Source organism: Paraburkholderia bengalensis (genome assembly GCF_037126505.1).
In the GTDB taxonomy this organism is placed as follows: Bacteria; Pseudomonadota; Gammaproteobacteria; order Burkholderiales; family Burkholderiaceae; genus Paraburkholderia; species Paraburkholderia bengalensis.
Window position 1 is genome coordinate 45,611 of sequence record NZ_JACFYJ010000050.1, and the last position, 14,032, is coordinate 59,642.

The following is a 14,032-nucleotide window of genomic DNA, read 5'->3' on the forward strand; positions in this document are numbered from 1 at the left end:
TCGACAACCGACAAACACCTACTTCGTTCGCCAAAGGTGATTGGTTACACGAAAACAAAGACTGCAGGTTTGATGCTCATGCTGGCAACACCGCGACCGGACAAATGACTCGGTTTGCCGATCGTGCCCTTATCTCCTGAAAATATTCGCTAGCGAGGCATCCACGGAACTACGTCCCGGCCCCCATGCAGCCATGCCGAGTGCCATCGCGGCCCACGTCAGGTGGCTCGGCCAACTGTAAGAGCCCCCGCAACACCGCCACGGTTTCGAGCTTCGGCGAGGATTCCTGGGTCAGTCCCGACAGCAAGGTTCTATATCAGGATTGCCCAGGCGACGACAAGGTCGTCGACTATTCAATCGGATCCGATGGCTCTTTAACCAAGACTAATGAGCAGCCCGCAAACACCGTATCGAAGGCGACGTTACAGGGGCTGGCGGGCGTGTGACCTTCCGGAAGGTTGATCCAGAATCGTCAAAGAGATCTCCGTATGTAACCTTTTATCTTCCCGGTGCGAATTAACCGGTAGCCCCTCCGCATCGCCTGTCTGATGCGGAGCGGCCTTGCCACCTGCGCGCATCGCACTATAAGTACATGCATCCCTGAGGATTCGTCTCCTGCCTCGCAGAGACGCGTGAGGCCAGATTGAAAACAGACACGCTAATCTCACTACTGGTATCAGATCTGGACCCGGTGGACCAGGTGGTCCCCTGGAGCCGCTTCTGGCCGTCGATAGCGTATGCAGTTGGCGCATCCTGTATCTTGATGGTGCTGCTCTACGGTCTTCATCCTGAGCTTGAAGAGATGCTCTGTGCCCCCGTCTTCTGGGCGAAGTTAGCACTTCCCGTATCTCTCGCCGGCATCGTGGCGATGGTCACGATGCGCCTCTCCTACCCGGGCGTCCCGATTGGTGTTCCTGCCGTCTGCTGGATGCTCCCCATCCTGTGCGTCGCTTGCTGGGGAGCCTATCTGCTGGTGAACACGTCGACCGGCGAGCGCGCATCGCTCATTCTCGGCCGCACATGGCGCACGTGCTCACTGAACATAACACTCCTTTCCATCCCGGCCTTTATCGCAATCACCCGAACCCTGCGGAGCCTCGCGCCAACACGATTGAGAATTGCCGGCGCTGCGGCAGGGCTATTATCAGGTGCGCTCGGCGCAACGGTCTACTGCGCGCATTGCCCGGAGATGAGTCCCGTTTTCTGGGCGACCTGGTACGTGCCAGGCATGTGCGTTCCTGCAGTAGCAGGCGCATTGCTCGGACCTCGCTTGCTCCGATGGTAACTCGGCAATTTCGACAACACTTCAACCGTTCAATGATGATCTCTCGACTCGCCAACTACTTCCTCGGAAAAAATGAGGCGGCGCTGCCTTCTGACTACCGTCTCCTGACGAGTCTGTTATCGCTCGCGTGGGTCGTAGAGGCGCGCGACCCCTACACGGGTGGTCATCTATGGAGGGTCTCAAGATTTGCGAATATGCTGGCGCGCAAGGCAGGACTTTCCGAGAAGGACGCGTGTGTCGTATCCATCGGCGGGTTTCTTCACGATCTGGGAAAAATTGCAGTCCCCGATGCGGTATTGAAGAAAGCCGAGAGGCTTACGGATGAGGAGTTCGCCGCAATCAAGACACATCCAGACGTCGGCCGGACCCTGCTCGCGCAGCACCCTCTGGGCGCGGTTGTTCTCGACGCCGTGTATTCGCATCATGAGCGTCCCGATGGCAAGGGCTACCCTCAGGGCCTTTCCGGCCGCGCCATCCCCCGAGCTTCGGCAATCATCGGCATCTGCGACGCGTTCGACGCGATGACGAGCAATCGCCCGTATCGCAAAGGGATGCCCGTTGAGGAAGCGCTATCGATTATCGCCAAGAATCTTGGCACGCAATTCGACCGGGAATTTGGCGAAGCATTCCTGCAACTGGGCACAGCTGAAAATCTTTACCACATTGTCGAACATAGCGACGAAGGCATTCCGCTTCAGCGTTGTTTTGGATGTGGCCCGACGATGGTGGTCAAACGAGAAACCACTGTCGGCGCATCCATTTTTTGCCCCGTCTGTCACGGTGGCTACACTTTCACCGGACTTCTGGCTGTGCCCGAGCCCTCGGGCAAGCTGGCGGACGCTGCGGATATCCAGGCAGATCCGGACGAAGAGCTGATCGCACGAATCGTCGGCAAGGCGTGGGATACGTACCTCGCGCCCCTGGCGCGATAGCAAAGCCGGGGCTTCAGACCTGTAAGCCCAGCAATGCGTGCACGGGGCGCAGTAATCCTGTGAGAAGCGCACGCTCGGGCCGGGCGCGTGCAAGCACCCGTATTCCGAGCAACGTACTCAAAAGAATGCGCGCAAGGTCATCAGCGGACTGGTCGTCGGAGATATGACCGCTGCGCTGACCGGCGGATACGCAACGCCGAAAAAAATCTTCAACCTCTACGAGGACACCAGCGATCGTTTCCTGGAACTCGGGATCGTGAGGCGCGACCTCAAGCGCTGAGTTAATCAGGAGGCACCCTTTTCGGTCTTCGTCAGAAATCGAGCGATCGACGATTTCGTCAAAAAACGCGACGATTGCATCTCGCGGCGGCAGTTGCTCAAAGCGCGATACCCGGTCGCCGAAGCTCTTTGCGACGTAATGTGCCAGTGCCTTTCGGAACAGGGAGCGCTTGTCTCCGAATGCGTTGTATAGGCTGGCGCCCGTCATTCCCATGCTCTGCGCAAGGTCTCGCACCGACGTCGCTTCGTAACCGTAAAGCCAGAACTGGTGGACGGCCGCGTCTAGCACCGCTGTTTCGTCAAACTCCCTCGGTCGAGCCATAGATTCCTCTTTACATTAACCGATGCTACCGGGGCGTGATGTTGCATGCAATTTTCCGTTCGGCTATTCTAAAGCAATCGTTCTAAAACTACCCAATGTGAATCGATTTTCTGCGCTGTCGTGCGCTGCGCCCGTATCCCGGGTCGATCAACGCATCGCAGCGGGGAATGCCACAGCCTGTTTTCATGCTCATCCCTCGCTTTCTCGGTGCCAGCGAATCTGCTTTCGACTGGGCGTGTAATCGCACTCACGTTCATCCAACGACCCGTCTCACATAGAACATCAGAGCTATGGAAATACAGCAAAAACGCGTCTTGATTACTGGAGGTTCGAGTGGAATCGGACTTGCACTGGCGCACTCGCTCGGCTCGGCTGGAGCCCGCATCGTAATCACCGGCAGACGGGCCGCCGTTCTCGATGACGCGGTGAAACAGCTGGCTGCAACTGGCATCGCGGCAAGCGCAGTCGTCGCGGATGCATCAACAGATTCCGGCCGTGCGGCAACGTTGAATGGCGCTCTTGACGCGCTCGGGGGCCTGGACGTTTTGGTCAATAACGCCGGCGGCGTACGGGCAGGACGGCTGGAGGACACGACGGAAGCGGAAATCCGCGCGATGATAGACGTCGACCTGCTGGCTCCGATTCTGTTGACCCAGGCTGCCTTGCCGAAGCTGCGCGAGAGCGGTGAAGGGCTCGTGATCAATGTTGCATCCGGCATCGCGCTGATCGGTATGCCCTTTTACACAACCTATGCGGCAGTAAAGGCTGGACTCTCACGGTTTGGCGAGGCGTTGCGCCGCGAACTCGCGGACGAAGGTGTACATGTCATGACCGTGTATCCAGGGGCAACCGATACACCGATGATGCAGACGTCGAAAGCTGGCCCAGACCTGGGATTTGTGCGCGAACCAGCGTCAGCGGTGGCCGAGGCAATCCTGGATGGCATCCCTACCAACGCTTTCGAGGTCATCCGGGGCGGCCAGGCACGAGCAGAGATGATTGCCCGCAACAGGGAAGACCCAGCAGCCCTGGACCGCCGGTTCGCCGGTCTCAAATCGCAACTCGCGGAGGCGGTTCGCGATCATTCGGCGCTGTGAAGCTGGGGAAAGCTCTTGTACAACGCCGAAACCAGTCTGAAAGCGTCTTTCCGCTCGGGACTTGAAGGAAACGCCAGTGCGTATCGCAACTTCCTCGCAGATCTGACCGGCCACCTTCGCGGCTATTTGCGTAAGCGTCTGCCCCACATGCAGCATGACGTCGAAGACCTGATACAGGAAATCCTTCTGGCCGTACATAATGCTCGCCACACCTATCGACCTGACGAACCGCTGACGGCCTGGATACATGCAATAGCCCGATATAAACTCACGGACTATTTCCGGACCCGAGCGCGCAAAGACGCCTTGACTGATTCTATCGACGACCAGGACGATATTTTTGCATCGACGGACGATGAGCCCGCCGATGCGCGCCGGGATATCGGCAAGTTGCTGGCGAGTCTGCCGGCCAAGCAGAAAATGTCGATCCTGCATGTCAAGCTGGAAGGACGATCCGTTGCTGAGACTGCGCATCTGACCGGATTGTCCGAAGCTTCCGTCAAGGTCAGTGTTCACCGGGGACTGAAAGCACTTGCCGCCCTGGTAAGAGGCACAGCATGAAAACAGAAGAACTTGTCGACCTGCTCGCGACCGGGGCAGAGCCTGTGAGCCGCGATACAGCAGCGCGTCGCTTTACTTTGGCGTTGCTCGTTGCCGCCCTTGGCGCACTGTTGCTAATGCAGTGGAAATTCGGGCGGCGCCCGGATTTGGCATCCGTCGCATACACTGGATTGTTCCTCGCGAAGATTGCTCTTCCCACGTGTATTGCGATTGGCGCCCTTATTGCCACCACTCGCCTTTCACGACCGGGAGCGAAAATCGGCAGAGCGCAGTTGCTGGTGGGTATGCCGATAGCTTTGGTCTGGTTAGCGGGCGCGACATTTGTCTGCATGGCAGAACCGCAAGACCGCCCTCTTCTTCTGTTCGGGATGTCCTGGCGAACCTGCGCATTCAACATTCTGATGCTCTCGATTCCGGGCTTTATTGCTGTGTTCGTCGCGTTGAGGAGCCTCGCACCAACGAACCTAAGACTGGCTGGCGCGTCGGCAGGGTTGCTATCCAGCTCCATCGCCACCATCGCTTACTGCCTTCATTGTCCAGAGATGAGCCCAGCGTTCTGGGGTATCTGGTATGTATTGGGAATGACTCTTGTGGCTGCAATCGGTGCAGTAGTTGGCCCAAGATTGCTGCGATGGTAGCCGCCCAACAGAAGGCAACTTTGATTAGAAGGCCAGGTACTCCATTGAACCAGTGGGCGATACGGCGTCACGATCGACAACCCGTGCGCCAATTTCAAGAAGCGTCTCGCGCGTGCTGGCTTTGCTCGTGACAAATTCCCAATCTGATCGGTCTAGATCCGAAACGGCGTCCATATTGATGCGCGACAACGCCGCCAGTAACGCTTCGCGTTTGACCGAATGAATAACAAACCCTTCATTCGCAAGCGCCGCATTGGCGATACCGAGCAAACTGCACAACCGCGCCCTTATCGGGGCTTCGTGAAAGTCGATGGTCCGCAACTGTTCGGACGCACGCACCGTTACGAGATCCACCGCCTTCCCGGCGGCCCAGAACACCGGCTGGTCGACCGCCCAAGCCTCCGGTGGACAGGCTTTCGACGTGGGCGCGAGCTCAATGAAGGGATTCACTTCGGCTGGATAAATGCGACACACGAGCGGCCGGACGTCATAGGCTCCACATCGCATATTGGGCAACAGATGGGGACACGGACCGTCGAACGATGCGACAACGCTGACTACGACCCTGATCGGCAGATCGCCACTGACGGCCGCAAATGAGCGATCCCGTTTGTGACGGGCCTGCAAGTTCCCGGCAGCGGGTTCCTGTGGCCACGGGATCGCTTCACAAAAGATCTGTACATTACCGCCCCTGTTCAGCCACCCTGCGGTTTCACTCAAACTCAAGGGAAGCCGCAGATTGTGGCAGCACTTACCGCACTGCGTGCAGGAAAAGCGAATTGTTGCATCCATGAGTGTCGGCTCCGTCACGGCGAATGGTTCACGAACCACGCACGCGGCTGGCGAAGAGATGATCAATCGATATCCTGCCTGGTCCCCAAGCCGCAATGCCCAACGCCATTGCAGCCCAGGTAATATGTATCGGCCATCCATCGGGCACTGTGAGTTCGATAATGCACGTCATCAGCAGCAAACCAACTGCGGCGAAACGTGTACCCAAACCGAGTATAAGCAAGACAGGAAACGTCACTTCGCCACAACCCGAAAGAAATGCAACCAATGCGGGCATAGGGTAGTGATACGGCCCACCTGGCAGGTGCAGCTGGAATTCGTCAGTGAACAGGGTGATCGCTGTGTCATTGAGTTGCAGAAAGCCGTGCCATTTGAGCATTCCTGATTTCCAGAAAGGCACGGCCAGCGCGATTCGAAGTACAAGTTGCGTGAGCCACGGCTGGGCAACTTTCTGGACCATCCGACTGGCCTTATCAATCAGTTTGATCATGGCCGCCTCATTGGAAGGTTCAGTTGATTGTCGATGCGAAACCATCAGGAATCTCCATAAGTGACGCCGGCGAACACGCCAGCCGAGATCATCCCGGCGAGATTGGCCTGGAGATCAAAACAGGGCGAATCATCAAAGGCCGCCGAAACTGCGGCGCCGAGCGGTACACCGTCGCTTAGCTCTGTCAGAAATGCCGCCCCACCCGGTGGGAGTACAGACACCAGCACATCCTGCTCTGGTCGGGTCACAAGTGCATCTTCGCTCTCGGCCGAACAAATCGGACTGACAGGACCCTCGCGACGATTCATGGCGAAAATTGAAAGCGCGGGGTACGCTGAACGTACGATTCTCGTAGCTGGATGCACCGTGAAACGCAGTGACGCGAGCAGATCAGGCTCGATCGCAGCGAAGATGTCATGGGTAATGACGGGAAAATCGGCAGCATGATAGGCATCCAGCCACGCACGCTCGATGCGAGCAACATCGCCAAGCCACGGCATTTGTTGCGCGTACTTGTAGTCTTCGATGAAAGAAGGAAAACTCCTTCCATATTCAGACAGCAGGGGCGATACGGGCGGCATGGCACGAATGTGGAAACGTGCCATTGCTCTGAAGAAGTCCACTCCCGTAATGCGCTGAACCGCAGGATAAATCGCTGCAAGCGCATCTATCAGGCTGACTGTCACGTTGTTGCGATACACGTTGTACCGGGCGACCACAGACTTCCCGTCACGTGCCACAACGTCATCGGGCGCACTCACGAGCGGATCAAGGAGTCCTGCGACGAAAGCAGACTGGAAGCCTGTTGCCGACGCTTCAATCGGCATGTCAGTTGCCATTCCCTAACTCCTTGGCCGAACGCACACCGGCCATCCGTGCGTTCGCTTTGCCAACTTGCTCCCAAAGCACTTCCCATGAGGGTAGAGCGCTATCCCATTCGATCAATGTCGGCACAGGCCCCAGACCCCCGATAGCGTGCTCGTACAGTGCCCAGACGGAGTCGGCAACCGGACCATCGTGACTGTCAATCAGCAACAGAGCACCCTCGTCATCGTGCTGTTGCGTGTGACCGGCCAGGTGAATCTCACCCACAGCATGCAACGGAAGACTGTCCAGATAGGCAAAAGCGTCATATTCATGATTGGTCGCCGACACAAACACGTTGTTCACGTCAAGCAGCAAGCCACAACCTGTTCGTTGCGTGACAGCCTTCAGGAATTCCGGCTCGGTCATTGAAGACGAGGCAAATACTATGTATGTCGACGGATTCTCGATAAGTAGCGGTCGCTGGATTGCATCCTGAACCTGCTCAATATGCGCACAGACTTGCGCGAGGGTCTTCTGCGTATAGGGCACCGGCAAAAGGTCATTGAAGAATCGACCGCTATGGCTCGACCATGCCAGATGTTCGGAAACCAGCTCAGGTTCGTATCGCAGGCACACGTCACGAAATCGCTTCAGATGACCGACATCAAGCGGCTGCTCTCCTCCGATCGACATGCACACGCCGTGAACCGATAGCGGATAGTCTCGACGGATAGCCTCCAGCGCGCGATGCGGCGGTCCACCCGCACCCATGTAATTTTCCGCGTGCACCTCAAAGAAGGTGCGTTTAGGCCGGTTCTCGAGGATCGGCGCGAAATGTTCATGCTTGAAGCTGACCCCTACCAGCCCTTGCACGCATGCCGCAGGGAGCTGAAGATGCCGATGAGCTGCAACAACGTCTGCGTCAGTCAGATTCCTCATGACAGTCTCCGCTCCCTTGGCCAGCAGCTTACGACTTCACCGGCGTCAGCGAACCATGGGCGCCACCCGGTACAGTGATGCTCGTGCACGTACCGCCCTGGACAAACTTCCACGAGTTGCCCTGGAAATCGACCGACGACGTGCCTTGGCACGTGGTTCCCGGACCTGCGGCACAGTCGTTTTGGCCTTTCAGTGCAACGCCGTAGCACTTCTCTTTATGAGCTGCCACGGCTGCCGACTCCTCAGCTTTCGTCAAAGGTGCAGCGTTTGCGACTGACGACAGCAGGCTAGCCACGGCACCTGCGAGCAGGGCTGCATTCACGACGGTCTTTGCGGACATGGATTCTCTCCAAATGATTGATTAGTGGTACTCGACTGAGTACAACGACTAATTCGCACCGAGCGCGTCGCTGGTTACAAGGAGCGAGCAATACTTCTTCTAAACATTTTGTGATGATTTGCTTCAGCGATACAGCAGCTTGGATTCGGCTACCGGCGAGGCCGTAACCTCAGCGCACTTTCGGCTTCCTTAGTCGGTTGCCTCGCGAGATGATGGCTCGCGCACCGCGAAAACCTTCCGAGAACGTTCATCAACTGGTGAACACATCCGTGGCCGAAGTATTCGGAGTCGATAGGTGCGTCGCTCGTAGGAAAGCGAACGAACTGAAAGGCACCAGGCCGGCTGGCGCTGAACTCGAATACGGAAATATCAACCGAGCATCGCGGGCACATTTCGAAATGCAGGTGGCGCCGGTTCTGCATCACTGCGTCGTAAATCAAGCGCGAAAGCCAGCTGAATTTGGTCTTTCACGGTGAGACCTAAGAGTAGAAGCGGACCAGCGATACCGACGGTAAAACGCCGGACGCCCGAGAGATAAGAGCGTTATGTCGCCGTGCCGGCAGAAGTTTTGAAGATGCTGACCGTTTCGAGCAGATTTTCTGCCTGCGCAATAAGCATTTCTGTAGCGGTTCCGGATTGTTCGACCAACGCTACATTCTGCTGCGTTGTCCCTTCAAGATGCTCAATCATGCTGCGCACTTCGCCGATCTGTTGCGTTTGCAAGCGGCAAGCATCGTTGATTTCACTCATGATAGACGTCACATTCCGCGAGGCCACAATCACCTCTTCGATAGTTTCCCCGGCTATCTGCACCATGCGCCCGCCATCGCTTACACGTGAGTTGCTTTCCTTTACCAGCAATTTGATTTCCTTGGCCGCTTGCGCACTCTTTTGTGCGAGTATTCGAACTTCGCCAGCTACGACAGCAAAGCCTTTCCCGTGACCGCCAGCTTTGGCGGCCTCGACCGCAGCGTTCAAAGCGAGAATGTTTGTCTGGAACGCGATGGAATCGATTGCCGAAACGATCTCACCGATCCGCTGCGATGATGCGTCGATTCCACGCATGGTTTCGACTACACGCCCTACTGCGTCTCCGCCATTACCTGCAGTCAGAGAAGCCTTATTCGCCAGCTCGTCCGCCTGTCCCGAATTCGCTGCGTTCGCCGAGACGCTTGAGTCGAATTCGCTCAGCGCGTTGGTCGCCTGCTCAAGCGCTGCAGCTTGCCGGCTAGTACGCGCCCCAAGATCGTTCGTGCCATCGGCAATCTCGCGACTCGCCCTTACAACTCCATCAGCAGCCTTTCGCACCTGGTCAACGATGCTTGTGAGACTGTCGCGCATTGTCGCGACAGTAGCCATAACGCTTGTCGAATCGTCGGAGCGTGCTGGCGAAGGTCTCGAGAGGTCTCCATCGCGAATTGCTCCTGCAAAAGCGATCATTGCACGTGGATCGGCGCCGAGGGTTCGCGATATTTTGCGCGCGACGTACCACGCGACACCAAGACTCAGGACGCTCGCAGTTGCCGCGAGACTTGCCATCAAGATCCTGAACTTCACGCTGATTTGTCGCGCCTCCACACCTTCCGTTTCGCTCAGAGACTCTTCGTAATCGATCATTGTGTTCACGGCCGCGAGCCATGCGACAAGGGCCGGCCGCGCGCTGTCCAGCAAGACCCTGCGAGCCTCATCCTGTCTGCCGTCTGATTGAAGGTTGATTACCTGCTCGATTAATGGCAAGGCACGCGCCTGCGCAGACTTGATTCCAGCGTAGATCCCCTTTTCGTCGTCGTCGACGTTCGAACCTTCCAGGAAGATTCTTTCGATCGGCTCAGAGGACTGTTCATAGTAGCGCTGGAGCTTCCTGATGTTCTGTATCACAGCAGGGAGTTCCTCTTTACCAACGAGTGTGACGTCCCGCAAGGCGATCGAACGGTCGTGGACACTACCCCGAAAATTGATGGCATAGCGCTCCTTGACACCGTTGAGATCGATGATATCGTCGAGTCTCTCGCGGATGCTTTGCACCTGTATGATGGAAAATCCGGCGAGAGTCACTAGCGCAACCATCACAACACCAAATCCCGTGGTGATCGTAGCGCGCACGTTCTGAGTTGGGAATTTCATGTTCGCCCCCGTTTGCGAATCTTTTCGGCACAATCCTTACAGCGCCTTTCGTTAGCCTTTACCATGTCGCTCCCGCTCGGCGACGCCGCCTACCGGCCTTCTAGCGAGGCGGTGTTCGCTAACTGTGTCACCGCTCTGCTTAATTCGCCCGAAGCAGCTAGCCGGTTACAGCGCACGAAAAATTTTTCAATGAATCCTGGCGTAAAAGGTTGTTCAGCGAGATCAATCGTTCGGCATGAACGGCGGGAGTGAACATCGGCCAGGCCGGGCCGCCGAATCCGCGCATCGATCTAGGGCTTGCGAAACGTTCTTAACTTCCTGCAAGGAAAGCGAGGGATTCGCGTGTGACTCTGCTTCTCTGCTTAGGCGAACATTCACAAGGCGAATGGTGTTCAGCTATGTGAGTTTTCCCGCACACGGACGTAGACCGTGACGGCCGCCGACTATCCGCTCAACACGGCCGATCGCGCGCTCCGATCGCTTTCCCGAGTCACAAAAGCAGATGTTGCGTACGTTCGGCACCGCCGCCCGTTCAGCGGGCGCATCGCATCTAAGGGCCTACCGCGCCGGGAAGCTGCAGGCGCTCCAGTAGCGACGCGTCCATATCAGGTCGTCGAATTCGATGGCCACAGGCTCGACATCCGGCTCAAGGTCGTCGTGCGGAATCCGCTCGGCTTTGCGCATGAATTCGAGATGGAAATGGTTTGGCTTCTTGCCATCGTAGACGTGTATACGCGCGCAGCCTCACTATGCGCGGACATTCACGATAGCGGGCCTGTCCCGCGGAACGCACGATGGCGTTCCGTCGGAACGACTGCCGGAATTGGCCTATGCAACCTGGGAATGGATCAAGCTCGACAACGCGAAAGCAAATCTGGCGCAGGTGTCTTCGTTACCGAATCATGGGCGCTCTTATCTATGGCCCGTCGCGAGTCGGAAAGAGACTCGTGCCATAGAGTACGTCCGCCTTCTGCTGGCAAGGGAGCATCCCAAGACATGCCTAGTGCGAGCACAAGCCGCGCCATGCCGAGGGCCCGTTTTTTGCGACCCTGCTGGAGGCCGTTGGCGATACGGCGCGGAACGCCGGCAACATCGAGCAAACGGACACGACTCTCTTTACGCATCCGTGAAGCCCCCGCCCGGGCCGGACGCGGCACCGTCATCCTGTCTGCGACGAAGCCCAACGACTCAACGATCAAGAGTATGAATGGCTAAGCGATGTACACGACGCGCTCGATCGCCAGCAGATCAAGCTTTTCACGTTTCTCGTCGGGCAGGAAGAACTGCTCGCACAGGAAACAGCCCTTCAGGTTGCGCAGAAAACGCAGATCGTCGCACGTCTCATGGTCGAAGAACTGGCGTTCGCCGGCATCCGCGACGCCGAGAATATCGCAACATGCCTCAATGGATATGATCAGACCGCCTATCCTGAATGCAGCCCCTGGAGCTTCACCCGCTTCTATCTACCTCATGCCTTCGACGTGGGCTATCGGGACCGTTAGATTCTTTCGCGCGCGCTGTCGAGATCGTGCTCAAGGACAGCGAACTCAGGGGCGCTCCGGGTTACTGCCCTGACTCAGCCTTGTGGACTCACGCTGTTTGTCATTGCGGCTGCGTTCAATCACGACATGCGACCGGTCGTGTCCTTGCGACAGCGTGAGACGACCGCGCTCAGGGCGCCACGTTTCCCAATACTTGCATTTGGCGGGCGCGATCTTTCGCTCGGGAGCGTCTTCAACCTCGACTGGCTGATACCGGGAGAGTCATTCCTGTCGATACTTTGGAAGTTCCGCCGCGCCAATGCGGTTCGAGCCGATTTTCTCGTCCAGAAGATACTGCCGGATATCAATCCGTCCGTGTGAGCTGCGCCCGTGCGCAAGCTTTTCGAACCTAGGCATTTGCGTCAGCTGCTGCGCCTGCCAGACAGTGCCCTGGATATGTCGCTGCTCGACGCGTCTGCTTCCGATCACTATCGTCCAGCATTCCGCTTCTGTCGGCGGTGCGTAGCGCACGGCTAACCACAGTGTGCTCTACTAGCTCTCGAAACGCTCCGCCGCGATTGCGGAGGCAAGACGCCGTTCATCGTCAACACCCGCACGATCGACACGAAGGCGCTCAGCACGGCGTCGGAAAGCGGATTGATCTGACGGCCCATCGTCAGCTTGCGACAGGTGCTCGATTGCAGGCCGACGGACGCCGTATTGAAGAACGGATAGGCGGGATCAGTTGCGCCCGTGTTGGGGGAAAAGCGGTCTTCGAAGTGGAACACGGCCTTGTTGCCGGCACCAAGATCTTCCGTTCCCTTGAATCCGAAAAGGCTCTCCGTCGCGCCACTGTTAGCGAGCCGGACAGCCGAATTTCCCTGCGGGTCCGCGTGCGTCGTGTAGCGGATACCCGTATCGACGACGCCATAGAACGTCATCGACGATTGCGCGCTCGCCGGGACGGCGTGCAGCGTCGCTGTCGATATCAAGCCCGCCAGATTGCCGCCTCTGCGGGCCGCTTTACACAGCACTCTCCTCGCCTTCGTCATCTATCGTCTGCAACCATTTTGTGATTATGTCGTACACCGAAACATCGGAACGAATCCGGCGGAGATTGATTTTTCCTTCTCGCCTAACCGGCGCTCGGCGCCTTAACCACACAATGCCCGGAAAATATCGCGGCAACTGCCAGAAAATTTACATTTGTGAAGGCCACAGGGATCCGATGAACGCACCTCGTGGCAATACCGCGCGTCGATTGGGCCATATGGCCTATGCCGTGCCGCCTTACGCAGACGGCGTTATGTCATTAAGCGTCTTCAAATCCGTCACCGATAACCTGCCCTACATGAACCGGCACGAGATCCGAAATCTCTTCGCCCTCAGCGACGGGCCGCACGAGTTGCCCTTCATCTGCCCATGCGCCCGCCATTTTGGGGCTCGTCACGATCGACATCGCGAGTTTCGTGCACGTTGGGGTCGCCATGCAGCCGACAGCAAGCCGCGGAAAGTGGCGCAGATTCGCGATCGGACGACCCGCAAGGCTCAGTTTCGACGGATCGTCCACCCTGGCCGTGAGCGTCACCTCTGCGCGCGCAATGCGCTGTCGCCTGTGGACGTCGTCGCACCATGCCAGGTGCTACCTGCGCGGCAGCGAGGGCGCGGCGCAGCAAAGGTGCGCGTCGGATGGACGGCGTCGGGACGCTTCGGAAAAACCTCAATGTGCTGCGCCTCACCTCCGGGTCATTGACGACGAACATGTACGGACAGTACGCGGCCGGCTGCCCTCGTAGATCGCATCGGCAATCGCCGGATAATGCCACGGCGGTCACGCGTCAACGCCGAGTGGAAAGAAGAAGCTATTGCTCGCTCAGGTGATGAGAGGGATCCATCCGCTGATGAAGAATCCGGATCACATCGACCAGGTCGTCGGTCTCTTTGA

General features: G+C 57.5%; 15 protein-coding genes and 1 pseudogene. 7 read left to right on the forward strand and 9 right to left on the reverse strand.

The window, feature by feature from the left end; translation table 11 throughout:
- The first annotated feature begins 643 nt into the window (after window positions 1-643).
- Together H3V53_RS25755 and H3V53_RS25760 are read left to right on the forward strand one after the other, a co-directional pair.
- Complete coding sequence (locus H3V53_RS25755; protein ID WP_336600359.1) at window positions 644-1,285, forward strand: DUF1109 domain-containing protein; 642 nt, start codon at window positions 644-646, stop codon at window positions 1,283-1,285.
- A gap of 35 nt (window positions 1,286-1,320) precedes the next feature.
- Window positions 1,321-2,217 carry an HD-GYP domain-containing protein gene (locus H3V53_RS25760; RefSeq protein ID WP_336600374.1) on the forward strand — a complete coding sequence of 299 codons (897 nt, stop codon included), beginning with the start codon at window positions 1,321-1,323 and terminating at the stop codon, window positions 2,215-2,217.
- A gap of 13 nt (window positions 2,218-2,230) precedes the next feature.
- Here H3V53_RS25760 and H3V53_RS25765 read toward each other — a convergent pair whose 3' ends face one another.
- Window positions 2,231-2,818: a TetR/AcrR family transcriptional regulator gene (locus H3V53_RS25765; protein ID WP_060609582.1), complete on the reverse strand. Its 588-nt coding sequence runs from the start codon at window positions 2,816-2,818 to the stop codon at window positions 2,231-2,233.
- A gap of 290 nt (window positions 2,819-3,108) precedes the next feature.
- Between H3V53_RS25765 and H3V53_RS25770 the strand changes: the two genes are divergently transcribed.
- The 3 genes from H3V53_RS25770 to H3V53_RS25780 are packed head-to-tail and all read left to right on the forward strand — an operon-like array spanning window position 3,109 to window position 5,114.
- Entirely contained in the window at window positions 3,109-3,915 is an 807-nt protein-coding gene (locus H3V53_RS25770; RefSeq protein WP_336600360.1) for an SDR family NAD(P)-dependent oxidoreductase, read from the forward strand.
- A 15-nt stretch (window positions 3,916-3,930) separates the two neighbouring features.
- Entirely contained in the window at window positions 3,931-4,476 is a 546-nt protein-coding gene (locus H3V53_RS25775; protein WP_336600361.1) for a sigma-70 family RNA polymerase sigma factor, read from the forward strand.
- Window positions 4,473-5,114 carry a DUF1109 domain-containing protein gene (locus H3V53_RS25780; RefSeq protein WP_336600362.1) on the forward strand — a complete coding sequence of 214 codons (642 nt, stop codon included), beginning with the start codon at window positions 4,473-4,475 and terminating at the stop codon, window positions 5,112-5,114. The genes H3V53_RS25775 and H3V53_RS25780 overlap by 4 nt, the downstream gene beginning before the upstream one ends.
- A gap of 24 nt (window positions 5,115-5,138) precedes the next feature.
- Here H3V53_RS25780 and H3V53_RS25785 read toward each other — a convergent pair whose 3' ends face one another.
- The 6 genes from H3V53_RS25785 to H3V53_RS25810 all read right to left on the reverse strand — a co-directional run bounded on the left by H3V53_RS25785 (window position 5,139) and on the right by H3V53_RS25810 (window position 10,606).
- Window positions 5,139-5,906 carry a YkgJ family cysteine cluster protein gene (locus tag H3V53_RS25785; RefSeq protein ID WP_336600363.1) on the reverse strand — a complete coding sequence of 256 codons (768 nt, stop codon included), beginning with the start codon at window positions 5,904-5,906 and terminating at the stop codon, window positions 5,139-5,141.
- A 28-nt stretch (window positions 5,907-5,934) separates the two neighbouring features.
- On the reverse strand, window positions 5,935-6,396 hold the full coding sequence (locus H3V53_RS25790; protein WP_336600364.1) for a DoxX family protein: 462 nt from the start codon (window positions 6,394-6,396) through the stop codon (window positions 5,935-5,937).
- Between the two features lie 44 nt (window positions 6,397-6,440).
- On the reverse strand, window positions 6,441-7,223 hold the full coding sequence (locus tag H3V53_RS25795; protein ID WP_336600375.1) for an HvfC/BufC N-terminal domain-containing protein: 783 nt from the start codon (window positions 7,221-7,223) through the stop codon (window positions 6,441-6,443).
- 1 nt (window position 7,224) lies between these two features.
- Window positions 7,225-8,133: an MNIO family bufferin maturase gene (gene bufB, locus H3V53_RS25800; RefSeq protein WP_419539575.1), complete on the reverse strand. Its 909-nt coding sequence runs from the start codon at window positions 8,131-8,133 to the stop codon at window positions 7,225-7,227.
- Window positions 8,134-8,170: 37 nt separating this feature from the next.
- The gene (locus H3V53_RS25805) at window positions 8,171-8,482 is read right to left on the reverse strand and encodes a BufA1 family periplasmic bufferin-type metallophore (RefSeq protein WP_336600366.1); all 312 of its coding nucleotides are present in this window, start codon (window positions 8,480-8,482) and stop codon (window positions 8,171-8,173) included.
- Window positions 8,483-9,025: 543 nt separating this feature from the next.
- Window positions 9,026-10,606: a methyl-accepting chemotaxis protein gene (locus tag H3V53_RS25810; protein WP_336600367.1), complete on the reverse strand. Its 1,581-nt coding sequence runs from the start codon at window positions 10,604-10,606 to the stop codon at window positions 9,026-9,028.
- Between the two features lie 429 nt (window positions 10,607-11,035).
- Here H3V53_RS25810 and H3V53_RS25815 point away from each other — a divergent pair.
- Together H3V53_RS25815 and H3V53_RS25820 are read left to right on the forward strand one after the other, a co-directional pair.
- Window positions 11,036-11,486: pseudogene (locus H3V53_RS25815) on the forward strand (integrase); the annotation flags it as partial.
- Between the two features lie 463 nt (window positions 11,487-11,949).
- Window positions 11,950-12,108: a hypothetical protein gene (locus tag H3V53_RS25820; protein ID WP_336600368.1), complete on the forward strand. Its 159-nt coding sequence runs from the start codon at window positions 11,950-11,952 to the stop codon at window positions 12,106-12,108.
- Window positions 12,109-12,620: 512 nt separating this feature from the next.
- Here H3V53_RS25820 and H3V53_RS25825 read toward each other — a convergent pair.
- Window positions 12,621-13,121, reverse strand: coding sequence for a porin (locus H3V53_RS25825; RefSeq protein ID WP_336600369.1), 501 nt, complete (start codon window positions 13,119-13,121; stop codon window positions 12,621-12,623).
- A gap of 278 nt (window positions 13,122-13,399) precedes the next feature.
- Window positions 13,400-13,546, reverse strand: a complete 147-nt coding sequence (locus H3V53_RS25830) for a hypothetical protein (RefSeq protein WP_336600370.1) — start codon at window positions 13,544-13,546, stop codon at window positions 13,400-13,402.
- Between the last annotated feature and the right edge of the window lie 486 nt (window positions 13,547-14,032).

Bases quoted from the DNA above. Each gene is read 5' to 3' on its own strand.
- H3V53_RS25760 (WP_336600374.1), top strand. From the start codon at position 1,321: ATGATCTCTCGACTCGCCAACTACTTCCTCGGAAAAAATGAGGCGGCG.
- H3V53_RS25765 (WP_060609582.1), bottom strand. From the start codon at position 2,818: ATGGCTCGACCGAGGGAGTTTGACGAAACAGCGGTGCTAGACGCGGCC.
- H3V53_RS25770 (WP_336600360.1), top strand. From the start codon at position 3,109: ATGGAAATACAGCAAAAACGCGTCTTGATTACTGGAGGTTCGAGTGGA.
- H3V53_RS25780 (WP_336600362.1), top strand. From the start codon at position 4,473: ATGAAAACAGAAGAACTTGTCGACCTGCTCGCGACCGGGGCAGAGCCT.
- H3V53_RS25785 (WP_336600363.1), bottom strand. From the start codon at position 5,906: ATGGATGCAACAATTCGCTTTTCCTGCACGCAGTGCGGTAAGTGCTGC.
- H3V53_RS25790 (WP_336600364.1), bottom strand. From the start codon at position 6,396: ATGATCAAACTGATTGATAAGGCCAGTCGGATGGTCCAGAAAGTTGCC.
- H3V53_RS25795 (WP_336600375.1), bottom strand. From the start codon at position 7,223: ATGCCGATTGAAGCGTCGGCAACAGGCTTCCAGTCTGCTTTCGTCGCA.
- H3V53_RS25805 (WP_336600366.1), bottom strand. From the start codon at position 8,482: ATGTCCGCAAAGACCGTCGTGAATGCAGCCCTGCTCGCAGGTGCCGTG.
- H3V53_RS25810 (WP_336600367.1), bottom strand. From the start codon at position 10,606: ATGAAATTCCCAACTCAGAACGTGCGCGCTACGATCACCACGGGATTT.
- H3V53_RS25820 (WP_336600368.1), top strand. From the start codon at position 11,950: ATGGTCGAAGAACTGGCGTTCGCCGGCATCCGCGACGCCGAGAATATC.
- H3V53_RS25830 (WP_336600370.1), bottom strand. From the start codon at position 13,546: ATGTCGATCGTGACGAGCCCCAAAATGGCGGGCGCATGGGCAGATGAA.